The organism is Flavobacteriaceae bacterium HL-DH10 (assembly GCA_031826515.1).
Classification (GTDB): domain Bacteria; phylum Bacteroidota; class Bacteroidia; order Flavobacteriales; family Flavobacteriaceae; genus Thalassobellus; species Thalassobellus suaedae.
The window spans coordinates 2,322,741-2,347,338 of record CP134536.1 but is presented as its reverse complement, the minus strand read 5'-3'; the positions used below and the strand labels follow the sequence as shown (position 1 = coordinate 2,347,338).

The window sequence follows — 24,598 nt, the reverse complement described above, 5'->3', positions numbered from 1 at the left end:
CAATAATATTGTTAACCTTACTATTAAACATTTAAACCTGTCTATTTAGCATATAACGATAACCAAATCGCAAGTCCTCAAATCTTATGAGCGCCAAAGTTTAGGCTTTGGCGTTCTTTTTTTGCAACAATTAGAAGTTATTTTAATACTATTGTACTCATAATAAATAAAACATGATTTCAAGAAAAAACGCCTCTATTTCAAAATTCATTATTCATAAAGTTGGAAACAAATTCAACGACACAAAAAATGCATTTTCAGATAAACTAGTAGATTTTGATGAAGCTAGTTACGATTTAATGCTCCCATTTCTTTTAAGACCTTTTGGTAGCGTAGTTCAAAGCTACCGTTTTAATCATCATGCCAACATTACATTAAACGAAATTAACAGTTATAGCTCGCAAATTTTTAATGACGATGATGCTTTTATAGACGTTTCAAAACATATTGTTACACATTTATACGAGCAATCTACATCGGCTAATATAAAAACAGGAGATGTTTTAGTTGTTATGTTTGAAGGTATAGAATTTAGAGACATGACTACAAACGCTATTGGTATTTTTAAAATTGAAAGCAAAGTAAACTTCTTTCAAACCTATTTAGAAAATAACAGTTATGATGTTTTAGTACAAAAAGGTATCAGTTCTAAAAAAGTAGATAAAGGCTGTTTAATTTTAAATCAAAGCGATACAGAAGGCAACATAATATTAAGTGTAGATAATAATAGTTACGATGCGCAATATTGGATTAATCATTTTTTAAATATTAAATATGCCGATGATGCCAATAACCATACTCAGCAATATATCGAATTGTGTAAAGATTTCTCAACCGAAGTTTTAAAAACCAGCTATGGTGCACAAGAACAAAATACTTTTTTAGCAAAAACTATCGACTTTTTTAAGGAAAATGAAATTGTAAACGTAGAACGTTTTAAAGAAGAACTTTTTGAAGACGAAAAGCAAATTAGGGAATTTGAAAATTATAAAAAAGAATTTGAAGAGGAACAAAACTTAGTTCTTAGAAACCAATTTGATGTTGCTGAAGCAGTTGTTAATAAAGAAAAGAAAAAATTTAAAACCGATATTAAGCTAGATACCAACATCCAAATTAAATTAGATATTGATGCGCCTGATGCTTCTGCCGAATATTTAGAACGTGGCTATGATGATGAAAAGAAAATGCATTATTACAAAGTGTTTTTTAATGCCGAAAATTAACTAACCAAAAATATTGATTTTCATAATAAACTAGTCAAAAAAATACGACATCTACACGACTACTTTTTTATTTTTTTCTTAACTTGTAGTAATGAAAACATCCAGCAACAACACATCTAAAAAGAAAAAATTTAACTACGATGAAGAACTAGCCATATTACATGAAGACCTGGTTCATCTTCAAGAATGGGTAAAAAAACAAGGTTTAAAAGTAGTTATCGTTTTCGAAGGCAGAGACGCTTCTGGTAAAGGCGGCACTATCAAACGGTTTACAGAGCCTTTAAATCCTAGAGTTTGTAAAGTAGTAGCTTTAGGTGTCCCTACCGAAAAAGAAAAAACACAATGGTATTTTCAACGCTATGTTCAGTATTTACCAGCTGCTGGCGAAATTGTACTTTTTGACAGAAGCTGGTACAACAGAGCCGGTGTAGAAAAAGTTATGGGCTTTTGTACTGACGATGAATACAATGAATTTATGCGATCTTGCCCTGAATTTGAGCGTATGCTAGTACGGTCTGGAATTATTGTTTTAAAATATTGGTTTTCTGTAAGCGATGAAGAACAAGAAAAACGCTTTAAAAACAGGATAAGCAACCCATTAAAACGTTGGAAATTTAGTCCAATGGATTTAGAATCGCGTTCTAGATGGTTAGAATATTCCAAAGCAAAAGACAATATGTTTGCTCATACAGATACCAAACAAGTACCTTGGTTTGTTGTTAATGCCGACAATAAGAAAAAAGCACGTTTAAATTGCATTAGTCATGTTTTAAGCCAAATTCCACATGAAAAAATGGATTTAAAACCTATTAAACTTCCCGATTTACCAGACTATAAAAGTTATGTGCGTCCGCCAATGAATTATCAAACTTTTGTGCCTGAGAAGTATTGAATCAATCTAAATTCTCATCTAAACCTTTAATATCATCAATAGTTCTTTTGTATAAATCCTTATTGCTTATTAAAATACGCTTATAAAGATTATGGGCTTCAATAATCAAACATAAACCTAAAACAAGCATAACAAAACAAATAGAAAAAGCCATATAAAATTGTGTATTCTGATTATGATGATTAAACGTTAAATACACCAAATATAACGATGTTAAAATTTGAGATAAAGCAAACAACAAATTACCTACCCAAAGTACAGCATCTTTAAAAACTATTATTTCTATTTTTGGATTATACAATTTCAAAGTTTTAAAATTGTAACTAATGCTTAGAACCCCTGTTATAATCATAAACAATGGAATAAGCATGCTATATTCGAACGACTCTTTCTCAACTAATAAAACGAAATACATAAGGGCAATTACAAACCCTGTATGTAAAACACAAATAATTAACAATGTGATTTTTAAAGCTCGCTTAAATTTCATTTTAAAAATTCAGCCTCAAAAAGCATACTAAAATGTTTTAGCAATTTTTCTTTTACTTCGGTTTCATTAACCTTTTTTTGTCCAAGTTCTACATTTAAAGACGTTACGGCTTTTCCTCGAATACCACAGGGTATAATATTATCAAAATAACCTAAATCGGCATTCACATTAAGCGCAAAACCATGCATGGTAACCCAACGGCTCGCTCGTACACCCATAGCACAAATTTTACGAGCAAATGGTGTACCAACATCTAACCAAACGCCAGTTTCTCCAGGACTTCTTTCTGCTTTTAAACCATATTCAGCAAGCGTTAAAATAATCATTTCTTCTAAAAAACGCAGGTATTTATGTATGTCGGTAAAAAAGTTATCTAAATCTAAAATAGGATAACCAACAATTTGTCCAGGACCGTGATAAGTAATGTCGCCTCCACGGTTTATTTTATAAAAAGTAGCACCTTTTTCAGTAAGTTGTTGCTCGTTTAAAAGCAAGTTAGACAAATCTCCACTTTTACCTAAAGTATACACATGAGGATGCTCTACAAATAAGAAATAATTATTAGTCTTTAAATTAGTATTTTCCCGCCTATTTTTAATTTTGGCATCAACAATTCCTTTAAACAGCTGTTCTTGGTAATCCCAAGTTTGTTTATAATCTTTTAAACCTAAATCTTGCAGCTCTATTTGCTTATTCATAGTCTGCAAAATTACAATATTTTTATGTTTTAATTTTTAGGATTATTAAGAATAACTAATGCTGCAATAACTCCAGGAACCCATCCGCAAAGCCATAATAGAAATACAATAATAATAGATCCACAACCTTTATCTAAAACAGCTAAGGGTGGGCAAATAATAGACAGTAAAACTCTCCAGAAACTCATGATTTGATTAATGTTATTTGATTAATGATACTTATTTGACGCAATAACACTATTAATGTTACAACGTCATACAAATTCAGTTCAAAAAAATATTACTCACATAATGCCTCCAGTGCATCTTCAATGTCACCAGGAGTACTCATAATTTTCATAAAAGTTCCCATTGTTAGTTCTGGCCAATGCAAAGCAATTCTATATTTTCCATGCAACATGGTTGCCTTATTACCTTGTAAAATAATTTCATAAGGCAATGCTGCTACATGATCTGCTCCTATTTTTGGCAAAAAGTTAAACTCTCCTTCTTCTTTATCTAGTAAGCCAACACCAAATACAGCGACTTTTTCATTTTTATAAACTAAACTATAAACCTTAACCGTGTTCGCTTTTCTTGCTTCCATATTATTCGTTATTATTTGTAAACCTTCTTCAAAGCTAGCAAATTCATGTAACTCAACAGGATCTGTAAAATAAGGCATCATGATTTTATAATGATATTTTGCCAGTTGGTCTGCTTCAACAGTCCCTCCAAAAGGCTTAAACTCTTTACCTAAAGATGTAAAAGCAGTTTTTAAATCGCTACTAAACTTATCAAATGTGCTTTTAAAAGCATTATAATTTCCTGGTAAATAAGCCCTTAATAAATAATCTGGATTAGTATATGAAATAATTACTTTTCCATTCTTTGCCACCAGACCAACTTTCATGATTGCAGATAAAGCACCTCTATCCTTTACTTTTATCACTGTATTTTTTAAATCGGCTCTAGTAAAGGCTATAACCCCTAACGAACTTTTATTTGAAGGATTATAACTTCCTAAAACAGTAAAGGAGTTGTCTTTTAATGTTTGGATGACTTCTTTATTAACTTCCTGAATTGACTTTGTAGATTCACCCACTTTAATATAAGGTGATAAATTCTGTTCAATGGCATAAAAATTAATAGAAATAAACACAATTACATTCAAAATAAGATACTTCATGATATTATATATTTTAAGAATTATACTATATAAGTTTTTAGAAAAAAATACGTCCTCTATAAACTCAATAAAATAAAATCTTTTAATTCTATTTCCCTATGACAATTATCATGGAAATAAATTCAACAATTAATGATTTACAAAGAATAATTTAAAAGATGCTTTACTATTTTTTTAAATAGTTTAATTTTGCTGTTTTAAAAAAAAGATATTCATGCAACTTTCAGAACAAGAATTAGTAAGAAGAGAAAAGTTAGTAAAATTACGCGATTTAGGAATTAATCCTTATCCAGCAGATTTATATCCTGTTAGTGATACTTCTAAACAGGTAAAAGAACGTTATGAAGAAGGAAAAAAAGTAGTTCTTGCAGGACGATTAATGTCTCGTAGAATTCAAGGAAATGCTAGTTTTGCTGAGTTACAAGATAGTGAAGGCAGAATTCAACTATATTTTAATAGAGATGAAATTTGCAAAGGTGATGATAAAACCAAGTATAATGATGTTTACAAAAAACTTTTAGACATTGGTGATTTTGTTGGTATTGAAGGCGAACTTTTCACAACCAAAGTAGGTGAAAAAAGTGTGAGAGTAAATGATTTTAGTCTATTAAGTAAAGCTTTAAAGCCGTTGCCTTTACCAAGAACAGATGCTGATGGTGTTGTACATGATGCTTTTACAGATCCTGAGCAACGATACAGACAACGTTATGCCGATTTAGTGGTAAACCCACAAGTTAAAGAAGTATTTGTTAAGCGTACCAAATTGTTTAATGCCATGCGTTCATTTTTTAATAATGCTGGATATTTTGAAGTAGAAACGCCTGTATTACAACCCATTCCTGGTGGTGCTGCGGCACGTCCGTTCATAACACATCACAATGCGTTAGACATTCCTTTATATATGCGAATTGCCAACGAGTTATATTTAAAACGATTAATAGTAGGTGGTTTTGATGGGGTTTATGAGTTTTCAAAAAACTTTAGAAATGAAGGTATGGACAGAACTCACAATCCAGAGTTCACAGCTATGGAAATTTATGTAGCCTATAAAGATTACAACTGGATGATGGATTTCTGTGAACGCTTACTTGAACACTGTGCCATTGCCGTTAACGGAAGTACCAAAGTTACTTTTGGCGAACATGAAATAGATTTTAAAGCGCCTTACGCTAGAGTTACTATGGCAGATTCTATAAAACACTTTACAGGATTTGACATTACAGGAAAAACTGAAGACGAAATTAGAGAAGCTGCAAAAAACCTAGGCATAGAAGTAGACAACACTATGGGAAAAGGTAAGCTTATTGATGAAATTTTTGGAGAAAAATGTGAGGGCAACTACATACAACCCACATACATTACAGACTACCCAAAAGAAATGAGTCCGTTGTGTAAAGAACATAGAGAAAATCCTGAATTAACCGAACGTTTTGAATTGATGGTTTGTGGTAAAGAAATAGCTAATGCGTATTCTGAACTTAATGATCCAATTGATCAACGTGAACGTTTTGAGCATCAACTTAAACTTGCTGCTAAAGGTGATGATGAAGCTACCGAGTTTATTGACCATGACTTTTTACGTGCTTTAGAATACGGCATGCCTCCAACATCTGGCATGGGAATTGGCATGGACAGACTTATCATGTTTTTAACTAACAATCAGTCTATCCAAGAAGTTTTATTCTTCCCGCAAATGCGACCAGAAAAAAAACCTTTGGCTATTAGTGAAGATGCAAAAGCTATCTTTGAAATTCTAAAAAAAGCTGAAAAATTAACATTGAATGATTTAAAAATTCAGTCTGGTTTATCTAATAAAAAATGGGATAAAACGATAAAAGAATTAACTAAAAACAATCTTGCTAAAGTTATAAAAGCTGATGAAGGATTATTTGTTGAAATTGTTTAAAAAGGAAACTTTAAGCTTTAGTACTAAAGCTTAAAGTTTAATAATTTATAAAAACTGGGATACTTTAAAATTTAAAAATTATAATTAAAATTAAAATTGGGTTGAAAACTGCTCTCACATTAGCCCCGAACTAATATTGCCATGTTTTACAAACTCTATAAAAAAGTAGTATTACTACCTTTAGCTTCATTTGTCATAACTGTTCTGATAGTTATTACTGTATATAATAAAGCTCTACACATCAACAATAAATTAATTAAAGAAAATGTTCTTCAAACAGGGCATCTTATCTCTAAAGAGTTTAAGAACATAATAAAAACAGATATTGCCCGGCTCCAAAATCTTAAAAGCAGAATTGAATTTACAAATGGCTTATATCTTGATCATTGGGAAAAAGATGCTCGTATGCTATTAGAACAAAATTCATCCTTTAAATTTTTAGAATGGATTGATAGCACAATGGTTATAAAAAAAATCATGCCTTTAATTGGCAATGAAAATGCTATAGGTTTAGATATTTCAAAAATTGAATACCGCAAAGATGAATGGATAAAACATACAAAAGATAGTTTAGCTAACATTACGCAATGGGCAAAATTAACACAAGGTGGTTATGCTTTTCTAGTAGATATCCCAGTCTATTTTCAAAATAATTTTCAAGGCACCATTACAGGTGGCATGGACTTTAAAGAAAATTTTAACAAACTAACAGCAAGTTTAGAAAACCAATATTCTATAGAATTGTGGGATCATAAAAAAGTGCTTTTCTACGATTTAAACAAAAACAACAAGCTTAAAACTAAGCATAATTTTATTTTTGAAGATCGTATTCTAGTAGATCATTTAGACAATCATAAATGGTTATTAAAAATTTCTCCTAGTAATGATTTACTAATTTACCAAGCTCAAATCATTACTCATATCGCATTAATAGTTGCATTGATTTTATGCTTTTTAATAAGCTCCCTAATTTATTTTTATATAAGAGCTAAAGAAGGTTCTAAACAAACATTAGAATCAAATTTTGAGCTTTTAAAAACGAATGAAAAATTAAATAAAGCACGTAATAAAGCTGAAAAAGCTTCACTAGCTAAAACAGAGTTTTTATCTAATATGAGTCATGAAATAAGAACACCTCTTCATGCCATATTAGGCTTTATCGAACTTTTAAAAAGTAGCAGGCTTGATAAAACGGACAAGGAGTATTTAATTTTAATGGAAAAATCATCAAGTAATTTATTAAATATTGTCAATGATATTTTAGATATTGAAAAAATTGAATCTGGGAAAATAGAATTAGCAGAAGTACACTTCAATCCGTCTAAAACAATAAAAGATTTAATAGAGGTTAATCAATTCATATTTTTAAGAAAAAACCTTTACCTAAAAGCTAATTTCAATAATTCACGTTCTATGAGTGTTATTGGAGATAAGAGCAAATTAATACAAATAGTTAATAATATTATCAAAAATGGATTAAAGTTCACAGATACTGGTGGAGTAACTTTAACATATAATGAAACTATTGTACACGAGAATCAATTAAGAGTAACAATTTCAATTCAAGACACAGGAATTGGCATCCATGAAGATAGGATAAATTCAATTTTTGAAAGATTTACACAAGTTGAAAATAGCATCAAAAAACAATACGAAGGTAGTGGACTAGGTTTATCTATTAGTGAAATTTTCATAAATATGATGGGGGGTGAAATCTCCGTTAAAAGCACGCCTAATGAAGGTACTGAATTTATATTTGATGTATTATTTAGAATTTCTGAAAAACAAAAGATAGAAACAAACACCGTTAGTAAAAAAAATATTAACCTTCCTGATTTAAATATTTTAATTGTTGATGACAATCATCTAAATATTATTGTGCTTAAAAAATTCCTCGAAGATTTGGGAATAAAACCTGACACAGCAAAAAATGGAAAAATCGCTTTAGAAAAATTTAAAGAAAAATCATACCACCTCATTTTTATGGATATTCATATGCCAGAAATGGATGGCTGGGAAGCTACAAAAGAAATTAGAAAAACCAATAAGGATGTTATTATTTTCGGCCTATCTGCAAATGTTACAACTGAGGCTATAGACAAAGCTCTTGAAAACGGCATGAATAATTACCTCTCTAAACCCTTTAAAAAAGAACATATTTACAAATTATTATATTTTCATTTTAGTAATAAAAAATTATAGAAATATATCAAAACTAAATAAAAGATTAATCTCAAAAGTTGTACATAGAATTAAAATAATCTTGCTAAAGTTAAAAAAAGCAGATGAAGACTTGTTTGATGAAGTTATTTAGTCAATTTTAAATTAAATATTTAAAGTTTATATTAGCCATCTACCAACCCTTAATTTCTTATGAGCTTCATAAGAATTAACTAAAGACCAACTAAAGACCAACTGAAAGCATAAAAAAATTATTCACATTATTACTATTATGTACAATCTTATTCAGCTGTAAAATTTATAATTCAAAAACAGCAACCAAGGAAGACGCTCTACTTTTTGCTGGAAGAGTAAAAGTTAAATCTGTTTTAAATTCAAATTATAAATTTGAAAAACTGATTGATGAAGACCATCAGTTGTATGGTATAGGCAAAAGAGTTTCTTCAAAATCAAAACAAGATTATTTGAAAAATACTGTCAATAAAAACCCTTCAGATAAAACGTTAAAATTTTACTTACTGAAGATTTAGTAAACGAAATACATTTATATAGTAAAGGAAAATCGTCTGTTTTAAAGGTAATGTGAATAGGATTTGCAGCCATTATTGCATTAAGTGTTTTAACTACTGCTATACTGATTTCAGGATTGTAGCTTACTAATCCAAACATAATTAATTATTGTATTTACAAGCTTTTAATATTACTTTAAAATAAAAAACCCAGAAATTTTATTAAAATTTCTGGGTTTTTACAAACTAACCAACTAAACTAACTAACCAATAATTTTCAATACTAAAAAGTATGATTTTTTATGTTGAATATTATATGATTTAAACTAAACTTATACAAATAGACACATTTATAGTTGGTCGTTAAAATAATTTAGAAAGCTTTAACACTAGAAATTAAAGTTTTATATTTTCTTTAAGACAAAAAACCTTATTATGTTAATTTTTTAAGAAAATAAGCGTCTTCTACAATTCTAAAGAAACTTAAAAATTTTCTTATTTTTACCTACTATGCTAAAAAGAATTACACAATTATTCTTTTATTGCTTTTGTTCTATTTTAATAGCACAACAAGATCATTTGTCATTTAAAAATGGAATAGACAACCCTACCCTTTTAACAACACATCACTTCGGAATTTTTAGTGCTCGAATTAATACAAATTTTAAATTTACTCCTCCAAAAACAATAACATTTAGCTTAAGTTCTGTGAGTGGCAACAATTTTCAACCCTACGTAGAAGCCTATTTACCTCAAGAACCTGATGTTAGACAAGAACAAAGTAAACTTAGCTGGTATAAAAGAGATTTTAAATTTTTAAATCAAGAAACCACACCAGTCGATTATATGAATATTATAATTGACGCTGTTATTAAAGAATTTAGATTAACGACTATTATACCTTTATCAAAAAAACATGAATTAGATATTTCAATACGTTCCTATTTAATTACAAAAGGAAAACAACCCTTTTCATTTTTCACTGGCGATGAAACTATTGAATGGTTTCATAGTAATATAAATGGAGGAGAAGACCCTTTTGGTCGTCGTTATTATGGATTAAACCAAGTTAATTTTAATTACACAGACAGAAACAATAATACACTTGAACTCACTAATAATGATTTTTTTATAGGAGGTATTGAATTTAACCACTTTTATTACCCCAGATTTTCTATAAATAAAACAAAACATATTTTCATGAATTTTGGAAGTCATTTAGGAATTAACACTTCTAAATTTAACCCTTCAATAGATATTGGAATTTCTACCAATGCCATAAAAATGTTTCAACTAAAAGATAAGCAAGAACTAAATTTAGGTATCGGAATAAATCTATTACGGAAAAACGTTATTAATTTTGATACCGTCATAGATTTAGGAAACAATGCATATTTAGCTACTGCTGAAAGCAATATTGAATATACGAGATATACTAAAAAAAACAATTACCATGCTTTAGGCATAAACTACCAAATTCAATCGCGCTATAATAAATTAAAAGAAGCCGATTATTACAGATTAGTTGGAGACTGGAGTGCAATAAATGGAGGTTGGCACCTTGGTTTTGATAGCTTATATAGAAATCTATCCATTTGGACTCTTATTTATACTTATGGGCACCCCAATTACAAAGTGTCTGTGTATTTTAAAGAAGATTTTATAGTAAATAATGCTCCAGATTTTCAAACTGGGATAAGCCTACAAGTTCCCATTCTAAAATAATTTTTTGCTCTTCCCATAAAAAATCAGGCTTTCAATAGTCACTTTACCTACAACAAAAAGTTATTAGCAAGTGTTCAAACATATAGCCTGCAGTGCGCATAATCGAACCGCTTAAACCCAAATACAAAAGCAACAACAAACTCTAAGCACAAGGCTATCAAAACGTTAACGTCTCGTTAAAATTAAAACTCCTTTTAAACCTTTTCAAGTTGAATGAGTCAAAGCAACAAATAAACATTTAAACATATTTGCACTATGAAAAAATTAATAATAATTGCCATCGCTTTAATATCTATTCAAGCCATAGCTCAAGGAGACAGAAAAGAACGTCCTAACAGAGAAGACAATCGTAATAAAATGATGAATCTTTCTGCTGAAGAAATGGCGACATTACAAACAAAAAAAATGACTCTGCATTTAGATTTAAACAAGTCGCAACAAGATGACATTTATAAGATAAATTTAGAAAATGCTACACTTCGAAAAACCCAAATGGCAGAACGAAAAGCAAGAAAAGAGGCTGGAACAGCTCAAAAACCATCAAAAGAAGAGCGCCTTAAAATGATGAATGCCAGACTTGACCACAAAATTGCTATTAAAGCAAAAATGAAAAAAATATTAAATGGAGAACAATATGCTAAATGGGAAAAAGCGCAAGCTAAAATGGCTCAAAATAAAAAAGATGGCATGAGAGAAAATAAAAAACAAAGATGATTTAGTTTGGTTAGTTTATTGATTATAGTTTGTTAATAAAAGCGCACTTCTTAAAATAAGAAATGCGCTTTTTACTTTATAATGATTTTGCTACTGTATTTATGGCAGCTATAGTAAAATCTAAATCTTCATAAGTTAAAGCATCGGTTAGAAACCAAGTTTCAAAAGCACTTGGAGCAATATAAACACCTTCGTTTAGCATGCCATGAAAAAAAGTTTTAAAGGCTTCATTATTACCGTTTGCTGCCGTTTCAAAATCTGTTACAGGTGCTTCATCAAAATGCACAGAAATCATAGACCCTACTCTATTTATAGTATGTGAAATATTATTTTCATTCAGAACTTCAGCTATACCTCTATGTAAATACGCTGTTTTTTCTGCTAAACTATTATAAACTCCAGCATCATCATTCAACTCTGTTAACATTGCTAAACCTGCTGCCATAGCCAACGGATTCCCACTTAAAGTCCCAGCTTGATAAACAGGTCCTAGTGGCGCTAAATGATTCATAATTTCATTTCTTGCTGCAAATGCTCCTACTGGCAATCCGCCACCAATAACTTTTCCAAAACACACAATATCTGCGGTTATATTATACAACTCTTGAGCACCACCTTTTGCTAAACGGAACCCCGTCATAACCTCATCAAAAATCAATAATATATTATTGGCATCACACAAATTTCTTAACGCTTCTAAAAAACCTTCTTTAGGTGGAATACAGCCCATATTACCCGCGACAGGCTCTATAATAATACAAGCAATTTCATTTTTATTAGCAGTAATTAATGCTTCTACATTTTCAATATCATTATAACGTGCCAACAACGTATCTTTTGCAGTTCCTTCTGTAACTCCAGGGCTGTTTGGCGAACCAAAAGTAACAGCACCACTCCCCGCTTGTATTAAAAACGAATCGCTATGCCCATGATAGCAACCTGCAAATTTGATAATTTTATCCTTTCCTGAAAAACCTCGTGCTAAACGCACCGCACTCATACAAGCTTCGGTTCCTGAATTTACAAATCGTATTTTATCAATATTAGGAACCATTGAAACTGCTAACTCAGCGATTTTAGTTTCAATTTCGGTTGGCATACCAAATGATGTTCCTTTTTTTGCTTTTTCTACAACAGCATCAACAACAGGTTTATGCGCATGACCTAAAATCATTGGACCCCATGAATTAATATAATCAACTAATCGATTACCATCTTCATCATATAAATAAGCACCTTTTGCTTCTTTAACAAAAATGGGAGTTCCGCCTACAGCTTTAAAGGCTCTAACTGGAGAATTTACGCCTCCTGGAATAACTTTCTCTGCTTCTAAAAACAAAGCACTACTTCTTTGATAATTCATTACTATTTAATTTTTTGATGTTGGTTTTACCTGTAATTCCTGCCCGATACTAAGGACTAAATCACTTAAACCATTTATATTTTGAAGTTCTTTTACAGTCATATTATACTTTTTTGAAATGGAATACAACGTATCTCCTTTTATAACAATATGACTAGCTGTAATTTCTTCGTTTACAGATTCTTTAATATCGACTAAACCCTTTTTTACTTGTAATTCCTGTCCAAGGCTAAGTGTAGTATGACTTAATCCATTAATAGCTTTGAGTTCATCAACTGTGATATTATATTTTCTAGCAATAGAATACATGGTATCCCCTTTTGCTACAATATAAGTTGAGCTATTGCTTTTTATAATGTCCTTATCTTCATTATTCACCACGATAGGAGCTTCATATTTAGTATAACTTTCCCCAAGGACTTCCCTGTCAAATTCATACAACTCATAGCGTTCAATAAGACTTATTAATTTGTTTGGATATTTTTTATCGGTAGCATAACCTGCGGCTTTTAATCCTTTAGCCCAACCTTTATAATCTTCTTTTTTTAATTTAAAAAGATTAGCATAACGCTTCCTTTGCGTTAAAAACAAAGAGTGATCTCTAAACGAATATTTAGCATCTTTATACTTTCTGAAACATTCCTGCTTTTTATCATCGTCATGATACACCTTAGCTCCTGTCCAATCATGACATTTAATTCCGAAATGATTATTTGCTTTTACTGAAAGTGTTCCATGACCAGAACCTGATTCTAAAACACCTTGTGCCAATGTTATACTTGCTGGAATTCCATAAAGATCCATTTCGTTTTTAGCAATATCTTTATAGGTGTCAACATATTTTTCAGTTTTATTAGCATATACTTTTGGCGTAACAATTTCCTTATCCTTAATTACTTCTTTAGCCGTTATTGTAGGCCGCTTTGAAACTATTGTTTTTTTAGCCTTACAACTATAAAGTACTATACCTAAACATATTATTAATAAAACTCTATTCATTAAACTACTTTATTATTGGTAAATTTTTATTTTTTAACACAGCATTCATTCCATCAATTCCTTGTAAGCCTCCTGTATGAATTACTAAAATTCTTGAACCTTTAGGAAAATAATTTTTCTCGATTAAATCTAAAATACCAAACATCATTTTCCCTGTATAAACAGGATCTAAAGGAATATTATAATCATTTTTAAACTGATTAATGAACGCTACTAAATCTTCATTTATTTTAGCATAACCACCAAAATGATAATCTGTTATTAATTTCCAATGATTCTTAATTGCAAATTTACTAATATCTTGCTTTAAAAAGTCCCCTTTTAAGGCAGGAAATCCTAAAACTTCTTGACTAGGATCTGAACAATTTATGAGTCCAGAAATAGTACCTCCAGTTCCAACGGCACAGCATATATAATTAAAAGAAGCATCTTCAGAAGTTAAAATTTCCTCACATCCTTTAACAGCTAAGTGATTAGTACCACCTTCTGGAACGAGATAAAAATCATCAAATTCCTCTTTTAAATTATTTAAAAATTCTTCTGATGTTTTTTCTCTATAAAGTGTTCTAGAAATAAACTTAAATGTCATACCACATTGCTTAGCATAACGCAATGTTGGATTACTATCTATTTTATTAGCAAGCTCATCACCTCTTATAACACCAATAGTTTTAAAACCAGAAATTTGTCCTGCAGAAGCTACTGCAGCAATATGATTTGAATAAGCACCTCCAAAAGTGAGTAAGGTTTTACATCCTGATTTTTGCGCTTCTGTTATATTATATTTAAGCTTTCTATATTTATTTCCAGACACAAACGGATGTATTGTATCCTCTCGCTTTACAAACAATTCAACACCCAATTCCTCAGGTAGTTTCACTTGCTGGTTAACGCTATTTTGAAGCTTAAAAGTCATAATCGCGAAGATACTTCAAAAAACACCAAAATACGCGTTGCTTTAAATAATCTAGAATTAGATTCATTGTAGTATGTTTTACGTTCAAAAGACATTTTCTTATAAGCTTTATGCCAATTTTTATATTGTAATAATCTAATTAAAAACTCAACAACATTAAACAGATAAAAAGGCAAAATAAACATCTCTAATTATTGTCTTAAATGATTTTTTTCATGATTCAACAATACTTTATTACATTTTAAACCTCTGTTTTTAACAATAAAAACGAAAAAACAGTAAGTCCTGAATAACCTTTAGACACTATATATTTTGAAATAAAAATCCCACCTTATAGCTTTCAAAAATCAATCCAAAATGCATTATCTTTGTTATAATTATGAAGAAATTAATCCCAGTAGAAGAAGGCGATTATTACCTAACACCAGAAGGCTATCGATGTTTTACCGAGCAATACCACTTAAAACGCGGATATTGTTGTGAAAGCGGATGTAGACATTGCCCCTTTGGATATGATAAAAAAACCAACGCTGTAAAGAAATAACAACCATACTTTTAACTTTTTTTACTAAAGCCTTGGTATGATTATTGATATATATAATTACGGTTGTTTATTAGAATATTATCAGGTTAAGTACTGTTATTATTAAGTTTTACAAACTCCATATAACCATAAAAAAAATGCTTTATGAAAAATTTATTAAAAATACTACCACTTTTAGCATTGCTAATTGTAGTAACATCTTGCAGCTCGGTTAAAGTAGCTGCCGATTATGATAAAAACGCAAAATTTAGTGAATACAAAACCTTTGCATTCTTTAAAACAGGCATTGACAAAGCCGAAATTAGCGATTTAGATAAACGTAGAATACTTAGAGCTATTGAAAGTGAACTTTTAGCAAAAGGTTTTACAAAATCTGAAAATCCTGATTTATTAATAAGTTTATTTACAAAATCTCAACAGCGTGTTGATGTTTACAACAATTCTTGGGGCTACGGCGCATGGGGCTGGGGAGGTTTCGGACCTGGTTGGGGCTGGGGTTGGAACAACCTACCTAGTACCTCTGTAACAACACAAGGTGTTTTATATATAGACCTTATTGATGCCAAGAAAAAGGAATTAGTATGGCAAGGAATGGGAACTGGATATTTAAGCCGAAATATGGAGAAAAAAGAAGAACGTATAAAAGAGTTTGTAACTGAAATTATGGCAAAATACCCTCCAGGAGCGCAACAATAAAACACATAATTAATAAGATACATAAAGCAACTTGAAAGAGTTGCTTTTTAATTATGTATAGATCAGAAATCACATAAAAAGTTTCGGCAGCAACTACCTAAAGCGCTTTAAAGTTTTCTTAGTAAAATCACTTAGCACTAACTTTCCGCTAATTTTAGCACGATCTAGAAGCAACACATCCCAATGACTTGTACCTTCCCAAAGTACTTGTTTCATATGACTTAAAGCTTCAGGATTGTAGCTAGCTAATTTACTTACTAAAGTTTTCACAGCCATATCAAGTGCCTCTGTAGTTGGTAAAACCTCAGCATATAACCCTTTATTTTTAGCAAATTCTGAAGAAAAAAAGGATTCGGCATCTATAGTCATTTCTGCCATTGCTGTTTTTCCAATTTTTCTTGACACGGCAGGCTCTATAACAAATGGCCCAATACCAATACTTAATTCACTTAATCTTATAGAAGCATATATGTTTGCTAAACAATAATCTGTTGCTGCTGCCAAACCTACGCCTCCTCCTACAGCTTTTCCTTGTACGCGACCTATAATTAATTTAGGGCATTTACGCATCGCATTAATAACTTTTGCAAACCCAGAAAAAAACTGTATTCCAGCATCTTCATCTTCAATCTCAACAACCTCATTAAAACTAGCTCCTGCACAAAAAGTTCTATCACCTCCGCTTTTTAAAACAAGTACTCTAATAGCATCATTTTTACCAGCATCAATAATTGTTTGTTCTAATTGAGAAAGCACATCACTTGGCATCGAGTTTCTATTGGGATGATAAAACTCAATATATCCAACTTTGTTTTCTATCTTTAAAGTAACGTATGCTTTCATATGTTTTTAATTATTATTTTTTATTGACCACATGTAACACCCACTTAATCATACCTTTGGGCAACAAAAATCTAGTATAAATGTTTCATTTTAATAATAAATTTACTGATTGAAATATACATAAAATTTGTTAGTAACAGATGTTACATTCTTTTATTATAAGTTAAGGATATTTGCTAAAAAAATAAAACTATGGGTTTATTCAATATGTTATTTGGGAACAAAAAAGATATGATTAATGATTTTCAAAAAAAGAGGCGCTATTATTATTGATGTACGCACTAAAGCAGAATACAGTCAAGGAGCTATTTCTGGATCTAAAAATATTCCATTACAAAACATTAACTCTAAAATTCAAGAAATAAAAAAACTAAACAAACCTGTAATTACCTGTTGTGCTAGTGGTATGCGTTCTGGCAGTGCAGCAGCTATTTTAAAAAGCAATGGTATTGAGAGTATGAATGGTGGTGGCTGGAGTAGTTTAAACAATAAACTATAATTTTAAATCTTGAAAATTACCTATAGATAGCATTGGGTTTTCGTTATATTTTAACTTCTACCTTTAAGGATTTCTTATAAAGCAAAAAACACTAGCTTATCTTCGACATATGAAGTCTAACTAATGTAATTAACTCTAATTTAATAGCACTACAAATATATAGCACTGACTCGATTTTCTTATTAAGACAACGTTAAACTAATATTATATTAAGTTATTCCTTTTTGCTTTTTACTTTTCGCACCGCTTCTAACTTATTATGGATTAGATTTTCTATTTCTAGTTAAAAAATAAGTTGATGTAAAAAAACACCAACCACAAATCTTTTTATCGATTTCGAATAGCTGATGTTTTTTAATATAAACTGATTAATAGCATTTTAAATTTAACCTAAAAGACTGAATACCAAGTAATTTTTCGACAAACCGTTATTAAAAAAAGATTAAGAGCAGTAGTGTTAGTACTACACTTAATCAAACAAAATATCAACAAAAAAATTTGTTTTTTAAGACCGTAAGTATAAACAGTGGTGTCATTTAACAAAAAATATAAACACCCACCTATTTCATCAACTTCATGTGTCCATTTACCTGATGCACCATAATATTTTATGAAATTTTTCTGAACCATCAAAAACAAGTATCATAACATTATGATCTGAAGTAAGTAAAAGTCCTTTATCTATTACCTCAACCTGTTGCATTTTCTTTTTCCTTGAATATAATAAATACAACGAATTACTCCATTTGTAATTTAGTAGATATAAAAAAGAAAGGTTGCCTTCTCCTAGACAACCTTAACTTTAAACGTCGTTAGAATCACTTCTTTAAAAAATCACCCTCAATAAATTTAATCCTAACGCATAATAGAGCAAGAAATCTCTATATAAATAGCAAATATTATAAATAGCTTTTACAATAATAGCAATGTAAACATATAGAAAAAATAGATGAATTCTAGCTAATCAATTATTTAGAAACGAGTTTTAGACAAATCAATAACTATTTAAGTAAATCAATAACTATATAAATTGAATAGTAAAAAAAATGACACTTTCTTTTAGGGCAAGAAACATCTAGAAATATACTATTTAGACCACAAATAGAAAACAAAAATATCTATTCAAAAAAGTAATATACTGATAAACATTACCCTCTCATTATTCCTTTATAAAAACTCCATATTAATTCATTATTTTTGATTATTAAAAATCACCATATAACAAATTGATAGAATCCTTTTTATTTTTATTCACTGGTATTATTGGCACGATTACCATCGCTTTAATGGTAACTTCATATAAGTCTAATCCTTTTTCTAATGTCTTTTTACTTTTTATTATAATTATTATTTCCCATCGATTTTTAATTCAAGGTTCTTACGAATTAGGATTACAAAATTTATTTAAACCAGATAAACATTTTGGTTCAATATTTTATTTGAGTATTATTCCCTGCTTTTATCTTTATCATAAAAATCTAGCTATTCAAAATAAATTTTTCAACCTTAAAGATTTAAAACATTTTATATGTATTGGTCTTCTCTATTTAATAAATACAAATACTTATTTTGCAAACAGCTTTATTTTCTTCTACGGTAAATTAACTAACGCTATTTTTATTTTACTTTTTACAGCATTTTATATTTTTATTACATATAAAGTATTAAGTAAAAATATATGGTTCAAAAAAAATATGCTCGTAAATAATACCCATTTTGTTTTAATAAAAAAATGGACTATCTACTTATTCTCTTTTAATATTCTAACTGCTAGTATGCTATTAATAGCAATTTATACTGAAATAATTAATGGAAACACCATTTCTGGAAAATCGATGCCTTTACCAATATTATTTTTTTGGCTGTTTATTTATTTTAAAATTTTATTCACTCCAGAAATATTATATGGAATTCCTATTCTCAATAAAAAGATATTAAAATTCGGTTCGATATCAGAAGAAAACAATGAAAGTAGCTTTTCAATAAATGATAATTGGATTATAGATGATAATAAAACAAAAAGCAACAATCCAGATTTAAAATTGCAAGAAAAAATCAATTCTAATATTGTAAGCTATATTCAAGAAGTCGATAAGTTAAGCTACAATAATCAAATTTTTAGAAACCCAAAAACTTCCATTTCAGATGTTGCACTAAAATTATGTGTTCCAACAAGCCACATGGTGTATTTATTTAAATACCATTCAAAAATATCTTTTCATGAATATCGTACTCAAAGTAGAATTAAAGACAGTATTAATCTAATAGAAAATGATTATTTAAAATTAAATACTTTAGAATCTTTAGCATATAAAACAGGGTTTGCCTCATACAATCCATTCTATATTGCTTTCAAAAAAGTAACGGACTTATCGCCTCAGGATTATTTAAAAAGCAAAAACAATCTCATATATACTTAAAACATTATATGTTTATGTTTTTTTTGAAGTTGAATTTGTTTCTCTTTGATATTTAAAAGAAACTTTTGGTGTGCTTCAGATTGCGGATTAAATGCCTTATGCTGAAGTCCTTTTTGGATAGCATCAACGTCTTCCATCGTTTGCAAAGTATCGGTAGAAACCCAAACATCTTTAACCTTTTCCCAAATATAATTTATCGCTGTTTGATTAGGATGAATCATGTCTTCTGAATAAAAACGATAATCGCGAAGTTCATCCATCATAATTTCATATGATGGAAAGTAAAATGATCGATTGTTTACAACTCGATGAATTGCAGTAACTAAATGTGCTTTACTTTGAGTATTCTCGACAAATCCATCTTTTAAATGACGAATTGGAGAAACCGTAAAAATCACAGAAGCATTATAATTAACACTTCTAATTAAGCTCAATATATTTTTTAAAGATTCTGATAATTCATCAACAGACAACAATTCTTTTTTAAATTGCTTTTGAGGCACTTTATGGCAATTAGCTACAATACTATTATTTTCACTATTACGATAAACCCAAGATGTACCCAGTGTAATAACAATGTGTGAAGATTTCTGTATTTGCTTATCTGTCGCCTCTAAAATAAAATTCAACCCATTCAACAAATTATCTTTAGATGCATGACTTAATTTAGAATGTGCATCAAAACAATGCCATTGTTCATTATAAAAAAACAAATCGTCTTCAGAATACCGCTCTCTTTTAATTGCTTTTTCTATTAAAGTTTCTATAGCTTTAGGATGAAATAAAACCCCAAACGGATTTTGAGTATTTTGAATCTTGAAATAATCTAACTTCTCTCCTATATTTTCAACAAAGCATGACCCTAACAAAAGCATATTAGAATTGTAGTCTATAAGGTTATTAGACTGCTTTTCTAATGGTATTTTGGTTTGAAGATTCATATTGGATTCCTGCCTCCGCAGGAATAACACAGTTATTTAACGTCGTTTTTGTTTCTTAGCGCCTTTTCGAGACTAAGTCAAATAGGTCTTCGCTTTTTCTAAAGCTTCATCAATTCCATCAGGATTTTTTCCGCCTGCTGTTGCAAAAAATGGCTGTCCGCCACCACCGCCTTGGATATATTTTCCAAGTTCGCGAACTACTAATCCTGCATTAAGACCTTTACTTGCTACTAGCTCCTTTGAAATATAGCAAGACAATAATGCTTTTCCGTTTTGTTCTGCTCCAAATAATAAGAATAAATTTTCAAACTGACTTCCCAACTCAAAAGCCACATCTTTTATTCCTGAAGCATCTAAGTCTAATTTCTTTGCTAAAAACTGAATCCCGTTTACTTCTTGCAATTCAGATTTAAGTTCTCCTTTTATGTTTTTAGCTTTATCTTTCAATAAAACTTCTATTTGCTTTTTAAGGCTTGTATTTTCTTCTTGTAAATTCTGTAATGCTTTAACAGGCTCTTGAGCATTATTAAGTAAATCTTTCATTTCAAAATAAGCGCGGTTATTTTCAAAATAAAAATCTTTAACAGCATCATTTGTAATAGCTTCTATACGACGAATTCCTGCTGCTACAGCACCTTCAGACACAATTTTAAAATGCCAAATATCTCCTGTATTTTTAACATGTGTTCCTCCACAAAGCTCTACCGACTGTCCGAAACGAATAGCACGAACAGTATCTCCATATTTTTCACCAAATAAACTCATGGCACCATCTGCAATAGCTTCTTCTTTTGGAATATTTCGTTTTTCTATTAGTGGTAGTTTACCTTCTATACGTCTATTCACAAAGTTTTCTACATCTCGTAATTCTTCAACAGTTAATTTAGAAAAGTGTGAAAAATCGAAACGTAAATATTTAGAATGTACCGCAGATCCTTTTTGCTCTACATGCGTTCCTAAAACCTCTCTTAAAGCTTGATGTAATAAATGTGTTGCTGTATGATTACACTCTGTTCTATAACGTTGCTTAGCATCTACAACTGCTTTAAAACTTTTATTAATATCGTTAGGTAAATTTTTAGTAAAATGAATAATAACATTATTCTCTTTTTTGGTATCTAATATGTAAACCACATCGCCATGTGCATCTTCCAAATAGCCTTTATCTCCTACTTGTCCTCCTCCTTCGGCATAAAAAGGGGTTAAATTAAAGACCAATTGATACATTTCACCATCCTTTTTAGAGGTTACTTTTCTATATCGAGTTAATTTTACGTTGGCTTCTAAGGTATCATATCCAACAAATTCTTCTTCTGCATCATTATGTAATATCGTCCAATCATCAGTGGTCATTTCACTAGCAGCACGAGAACGTTTCTTTTGTTTTTCCAATTCTTTATTAAACCCTTCTTCGTCTAATTTCAACCCTTTTTCAGAAAGAATTAAAGCTGTTAAATCTATTGGAAAGCCATAAGTATCATACAATTCGAATGCTTTTTCACCAGAAACAGTATCTCCTTTTGTTTCTTCAACAATCCTGTTTAACAAAATAAGACCTTGATCTAGCGTTCTTAAAAATGATTGCTCTTCTTCTTTAATTACATTTTCTATAAGTTGTTTTTGAGCTTTTAATTCTGGAAATGCTGTTCCCATTTTTTTACTCAATATATCAACCAATCTATATATAAAAGGTTCTTTTTTATCTAAAAACGTAAACCCATAACGCACAGCACGGCGCAAGATTCTTCTAATAACATATCCTGCTCCTGTATTACTTGGCAGCTGCCCATCGGCAATTGAAAATGCTACAGCACGAACATGGTCGGAAATAACACGAATTGCAACATCAATCTTTTCGTCTGTACCATAATTTTTATTTGTTATGGTTTCAACCTCTTTAATTATAGGCGTAAACACATCGGTATCGTAATTAGACTGTACACCTTGTAAAACCATACACAGACGTTCAAACCCCATACCGGTATCAATATGCTTATTTGGCAAAGACTCTAACGAGCCATTAGCTTTACGGTTGTATTGCATAAACACCAAATTCCAAATCTCGACAACTTGTGGGTGGTCCATATTTACTAAATCCTTTCCAGAAACTTTAGCTTTTTCTTCTGCAGAACGAATATCTACATGAATCTCACTACAAGGTCCACAGGGTCCTTGATCGCCCATTTCCCAGAAGTTATCTTTCTTATTGCCTTTTAAAATACGATCCTCAGAGACAAACAGTTTCCATAAATCGTAAGCTTCATTATCCATTTCAAGGTTATCATCTTTACTACCCTCAAAAACGGTTACGTATAATATATCTTTATCAATACCAAAGACCTCTGTGAGTAATTCCCAAGACCACGCAATAGCTTCCTTCTTAAAATAATCACCAAAACTCCAATTCCCTAACATTTCAAAGAGTGTATGGTGGTAGGTATCATAACCAACCTCTTCTAAATCGTTATGTTTACCAGACACACGCAAGCATTTTTGGGTATCGGTAATTCGATTACTTTTAGGCTGAGCATTTCCTAAAAAATATTCTTTAAAAGGTGCCATCCCAGAATTTACAAACATTAAAGTTGGATCATCTTTTAAAACCATGGGTGCAGATGATACAATAGTGTGTTGTTTTTCTTTGAAAAAACTTAAAAACTTAGATCGAATATCTTGAGACTTCATTTATGTATTCTCTTTTCTATTAAATTATATTAATTACAAAACAATTTTTATCTTTACTCTCCATTTTCCAATTTAAATGATGGAGAGAGCGAACCTACAACTATACTAACATAAGTAGTATTGTAATAATTTTTTGTAGGTTTGGTCGTTTACATATAAAATACAACTATTAGGTTGAATTTTATGAATTGCAAAAATAGTATATTTTAGGTAATGAGTAAGGTAAAATATTATTACGATTCCGAATCGCTTTCATATAAAAAGATAGAACGCAGAAAGCGAACTACTTTTAAGTATGCTGCTGTATTTCTTTTAGCTTCTGCGCTATTCGGTTTTTTATTTGTTTTTATAGCAAGTCAATATGTTGAATCACCTAAAGAACGTGCTTTAAAAAGAGATTTACAAAATACGCAATTACAATTTGAATTATTGAATAAAAAAATGGATGAAGCTGAGGCTGTTTTAGCTAATATAGCGGATAGAGACAATAATATTTATCGTGTTTATTTTGAAGCAAACCCTATTCCAGAAGCACAAAGAAAAGCTGGTTTTGGTGGTGTAAATAGATATAAAAAATTTGAAGGATTTGACAATTCTAAACTTATTATAGAAAGCAACAAACGTTTAGATATTCTTCAAAAAGAAATTGTTGTACAATCTAAATCTTTAGATGAAATAACCAAACTTGCTGAAGAAAAGGAAAAATTATTAGCTGCAATCCCAGCTATTCAGCCAGTTAGTAATAAAGATTTAACCCGAATGGCGTCAGGTTATGGTATGAGAACAGATCCTTTTAACAAAACTCGAAAAATGCATTGGGGCATGGATTTTACGGCCCCAAGAGGCACACCCATTTATGCTACTGGAGACGGTGTAGTTGCTAGAGCAGATAATAGAGCAACAGGCTACGGAAACCATATTAGAATTGATCACGGTTTTGGATACGTTAGCCTTTATGCCCATTTGTATAAATACAATGTTAGAAAAAACCAAAAAGTTAAACGGGGAGATCTTATCGGCTTTGTTGGTAGCACTGGTCGCTCTGAAGCACCGCATTGCCATTATGAAGTTTTTAAAGACAAACAAAGAATTAATCCTATAAACTTTTATTACGGAAGTTTAACTGCTGAAGAATTCAGCAAACTACTGGAGCATGCTTCATTAGAAAACCAATCTTTAGACTAAT

At 30.3% G+C, this 24,598-nt stretch carries 21 protein-coding genes; 11 read left to right on the top strand and 10 right to left on the bottom strand.

Annotation, left to right across the window (positions count from 1 at the left end; translation table 11 throughout):
* The first annotated feature begins 173 nt into the window (after positions 1–173).
* Positions 174–1,223, top strand: coding sequence for a nucleoid-associated protein (locus RHP49_09995; GenBank protein WNH11253.1), 1,050 nt, complete (start codon positions 174–176; stop codon positions 1,221–1,223).
* 91 nt (positions 1,224–1,314) lie between these two features.
* Entirely contained in the window at positions 1,315–2,115 is an 801-nt protein-coding gene (ppk2, locus tag RHP49_09990) for a polyphosphate kinase 2 (GenBank protein WNH11252.1), read from the top strand.
* 1 nt (position 2,116) lies between these two features.
* Here the strand turns inward: ppk2 and RHP49_09985 are convergent, their stop codons facing one another.
* The 4 genes from RHP49_09985 to RHP49_09970 form a co-directional block, all read right to left on the bottom strand.
* Positions 2,117–2,605 (bottom strand): hypothetical protein, encoded by a 489-nt coding sequence (locus RHP49_09985; GenBank protein ID WNH11251.1) that lies wholly within the window; start codon positions 2,603–2,605, stop codon positions 2,117–2,119.
* Complete coding sequence (lipB, locus tag RHP49_09980) at positions 2,602–3,303, bottom strand: lipoyl(octanoyl) transferase LipB (GenBank protein WNH11250.1); 702 nt, start codon at positions 3,301–3,303, stop codon at positions 2,602–2,604. Before lipB ends, RHP49_09985 begins: the two co-directional genes overlap by 4 nt.
* Before the next feature lie 29 nt (positions 3,304–3,332).
* On the bottom strand, positions 3,333–3,491 hold the full coding sequence (locus RHP49_09975; GenBank protein ID WNH11249.1) for a YqaE/Pmp3 family membrane protein: 159 nt from the start codon (positions 3,489–3,491) through the stop codon (positions 3,333–3,335).
* A gap of 92 nt (positions 3,492–3,583) precedes the next feature.
* The gene (locus tag RHP49_09970; protein WNH11248.1) at positions 3,584–4,471 is read right to left on the bottom strand and encodes a hypothetical protein; all 888 of its coding nucleotides are present in this window, start codon (positions 4,469–4,471) and stop codon (positions 3,584–3,586) included.
* A gap of 214 nt (positions 4,472–4,685) precedes the next feature.
* Here RHP49_09970 and lysS point away from each other — a divergent pair, with 214 nt between their 5' ends.
* From lysS to RHP49_09950, 4 genes are all read left to right on the top strand, one after another.
* On the top strand, positions 4,686–6,377 hold the full coding sequence (lysS, locus tag RHP49_09965) for a lysine--tRNA ligase (protein ID WNH11247.1): 1,692 nt from the start codon (positions 4,686–4,688) through the stop codon (positions 6,375–6,377).
* A 141-nt stretch (positions 6,378–6,518) separates the two neighbouring features.
* Positions 6,519–8,579 carry a response regulator gene (locus RHP49_09960; protein WNH11246.1) on the top strand — a complete coding sequence of 687 codons (2,061 nt, stop codon included), beginning with the start codon at positions 6,519–6,521 and terminating at the stop codon, positions 8,577–8,579.
* Positions 8,580–9,577: 998 nt separating this feature from the next.
* Positions 9,578–10,792 carry a hypothetical protein gene (locus RHP49_09955; protein ID WNH11245.1) on the top strand — a complete coding sequence of 405 codons (1,215 nt, stop codon included), beginning with the start codon at positions 9,578–9,580 and terminating at the stop codon, positions 10,790–10,792.
* Positions 10,793–11,047: 255 nt separating this feature from the next.
* Positions 11,048–11,506, top strand: coding sequence for a hypothetical protein (locus RHP49_09950; GenBank protein ID WNH11244.1), 459 nt, complete (start codon positions 11,048–11,050; stop codon positions 11,504–11,506).
* A 76-nt stretch (positions 11,507–11,582) separates the two neighbouring features.
* Here RHP49_09950 and hemL read toward each other — a convergent pair whose 3' ends face one another.
* The 3 genes from hemL to RHP49_09935 are packed head-to-tail and all read right to left on the bottom strand — an operon-like array spanning position 11,583 to position 14,784.
* Entirely contained in the window at positions 11,583–12,869 is a 1,287-nt protein-coding gene (gene hemL, locus RHP49_09945) for a glutamate-1-semialdehyde 2,1-aminomutase (protein ID WNH11243.1), read from the bottom strand.
* A 6-nt stretch (positions 12,870–12,875) separates the two neighbouring features.
* A complete protein-coding gene (locus RHP49_09940) occupies positions 12,876–13,868 on the bottom strand; it encodes a LysM peptidoglycan-binding domain-containing protein (GenBank protein ID WNH11242.1) in 993 nt (330 codons plus the stop codon).
* Positions 13,869–13,872: 4 nt separating this feature from the next.
* Positions 13,873–14,784 carry a pyridoxal-phosphate dependent enzyme gene (locus RHP49_09935; GenBank protein ID WNH11241.1) on the bottom strand — a complete coding sequence of 304 codons (912 nt, stop codon included), beginning with the start codon at positions 14,782–14,784 and terminating at the stop codon, positions 13,873–13,875.
* Between the two features lie 379 nt (positions 14,785–15,163).
* Here RHP49_09935 and RHP49_09930 point away from each other — a divergent pair, with 379 nt between their 5' ends.
* Entirely contained in the window at positions 15,164–15,328 is a 165-nt protein-coding gene (locus RHP49_09930) for a DUF5522 domain-containing protein (protein WNH11240.1), read from the top strand.
* A gap of 144 nt (positions 15,329–15,472) precedes the next feature.
* Positions 15,473–16,024, top strand: coding sequence for a DUF4136 domain-containing protein (locus RHP49_09925; protein WNH11239.1), 552 nt, complete (start codon positions 15,473–15,475; stop codon positions 16,022–16,024).
* A gap of 93 nt (positions 16,025–16,117) precedes the next feature.
* Here the strand turns inward: RHP49_09925 and RHP49_09920 are convergent, their stop codons facing one another.
* The gene (locus RHP49_09920) at positions 16,118–16,867 is read right to left on the bottom strand and encodes an enoyl-CoA hydratase/isomerase family protein (GenBank protein ID WNH11238.1); all 750 of its coding nucleotides are present in this window, start codon (positions 16,865–16,867) and stop codon (positions 16,118–16,120) included.
* Between the two features lie 238 nt (positions 16,868–17,105).
* Between RHP49_09920 and RHP49_09915 the strand changes: the two genes are divergently transcribed.
* Together RHP49_09915 and RHP49_09910 are read left to right on the top strand one after the other, a co-directional pair.
* A complete protein-coding gene (locus RHP49_09915; GenBank protein WNH11237.1) occupies positions 17,106–17,366 on the top strand; it encodes a rhodanese-like domain-containing protein in 261 nt (86 codons plus the stop codon).
* 1,694 nt (positions 17,367–19,060) lie between these two features.
* Positions 19,061–19,786, top strand: a complete 726-nt coding sequence (locus RHP49_09910; GenBank protein ID WNH11236.1) for an AraC family transcriptional regulator — start codon at positions 19,061–19,063, stop codon at positions 19,784–19,786.
* Here the strand turns inward: RHP49_09910 and RHP49_09905 are convergent.
* A complete protein-coding gene (locus RHP49_09905) occupies positions 19,783–20,727 on the bottom strand; it encodes a GSCFA domain-containing protein (protein WNH11235.1) in 945 nt (314 codons plus the stop codon). The genes RHP49_09910 and RHP49_09905 overlap by 4 nt on opposite strands.
* 72 nt (positions 20,728–20,799) lie before the next feature.
* Positions 20,800–23,412, bottom strand: coding sequence for an alanine--tRNA ligase (gene alaS, locus RHP49_09900; protein WNH11234.1), 2,613 nt, complete (start codon positions 23,410–23,412; stop codon positions 20,800–20,802).
* Between the two features lie 213 nt (positions 23,413–23,625).
* Here alaS and RHP49_09895 point away from each other — a divergent pair, with 213 nt between their 5' ends.
* On the top strand, positions 23,626–24,597 hold the full coding sequence (locus RHP49_09895) for a M23 family metallopeptidase (GenBank protein ID WNH11233.1): 972 nt from the start codon (positions 23,626–23,628) through the stop codon (positions 24,595–24,597).
* Position 24,598 lies beyond the last annotated feature (1 nt).

Coding starts and splice junctions, on each gene's coding strand:
- RHP49_09995 (WNH11253.1), top strand. CDS start 174: ATGATTTCAAGAAAAAACGCCTCTATTTCAAAATTCATTATTCATAAA.
- ppk2 (WNH11252.1), top strand. CDS start 1,315: ATGAAAACATCCAGCAACAACACATCTAAAAAGAAAAAATTTAACTAC.
- RHP49_09985 (WNH11251.1), bottom strand. CDS start 2,605: ATGAAATTTAAGCGAGCTTTAAAAATCACATTGTTAATTATTTGTGTT.
- lipB (WNH11250.1), bottom strand. CDS start 3,303: ATGAATAAGCAAATAGAGCTGCAAGATTTAGGTTTAAAAGATTATAAA.
- RHP49_09975 (WNH11249.1), bottom strand. CDS start 3,491: ATGAGTTTCTGGAGAGTTTTACTGTCTATTATTTGCCCACCCTTAGCT.
- RHP49_09970 (WNH11248.1), bottom strand. CDS start 4,471: ATGAAGTATCTTATTTTGAATGTAATTGTGTTTATTTCTATTAATTTT.
- lysS (WNH11247.1), top strand. CDS start 4,686: ATGCAACTTTCAGAACAAGAATTAGTAAGAAGAGAAAAGTTAGTAAAA.
- RHP49_09960 (WNH11246.1), top strand. CDS start 6,519: ATGTTTTACAAACTCTATAAAAAAGTAGTATTACTACCTTTAGCTTCA.
- RHP49_09955 (WNH11245.1), top strand. CDS start 9,578: ATGCTAAAAAGAATTACACAATTATTCTTTTATTGCTTTTGTTCTATT.
- RHP49_09950 (WNH11244.1), top strand. CDS start 11,048: ATGAAAAAATTAATAATAATTGCCATCGCTTTAATATCTATTCAAGCC.
- hemL (WNH11243.1), bottom strand. CDS start 12,869: ATGAATTATCAAAGAAGTAGTGCTTTGTTTTTAGAAGCAGAGAAAGTT.
- RHP49_09940 (WNH11242.1), bottom strand. CDS start 13,868: ATGAATAGAGTTTTATTAATAATATGTTTAGGTATAGTACTTTATAGT.
- RHP49_09935 (WNH11241.1), bottom strand. CDS start 14,784: ATGACTTTTAAGCTTCAAAATAGCGTTAACCAGCAAGTGAAACTACCT.
- RHP49_09930 (WNH11240.1), top strand. CDS start 15,164: ATGAAGAAATTAATCCCAGTAGAAGAAGGCGATTATTACCTAACACCA.
- RHP49_09925 (WNH11239.1), top strand. CDS start 15,473: ATGAAAAATTTATTAAAAATACTACCACTTTTAGCATTGCTAATTGTA.
- RHP49_09920 (WNH11238.1), bottom strand. CDS start 16,867: ATGAAAGCATACGTTACTTTAAAGATAGAAAACAAAGTTGGATATATT.
- RHP49_09915 (WNH11237.1), top strand. CDS start 17,106: ATGATTTTCAAAAAAAGAGGCGCTATTATTATTGATGTACGCACTAAA.
- RHP49_09910 (WNH11236.1), top strand. CDS start 19,061: ATGCTCGTAAATAATACCCATTTTGTTTTAATAAAAAAATGGACTATC.
- RHP49_09905 (WNH11235.1), bottom strand. CDS start 20,727: ATGAATCTTCAAACCAAAATACCATTAGAAAAGCAGTCTAATAACCTT.
- alaS (WNH11234.1), bottom strand. CDS start 23,412: ATGAAGTCTCAAGATATTCGATCTAAGTTTTTAAGTTTTTTCAAAGAA.
- RHP49_09895 (WNH11233.1), top strand. CDS start 23,626: ATGAGTAAGGTAAAATATTATTACGATTCCGAATCGCTTTCATATAAA.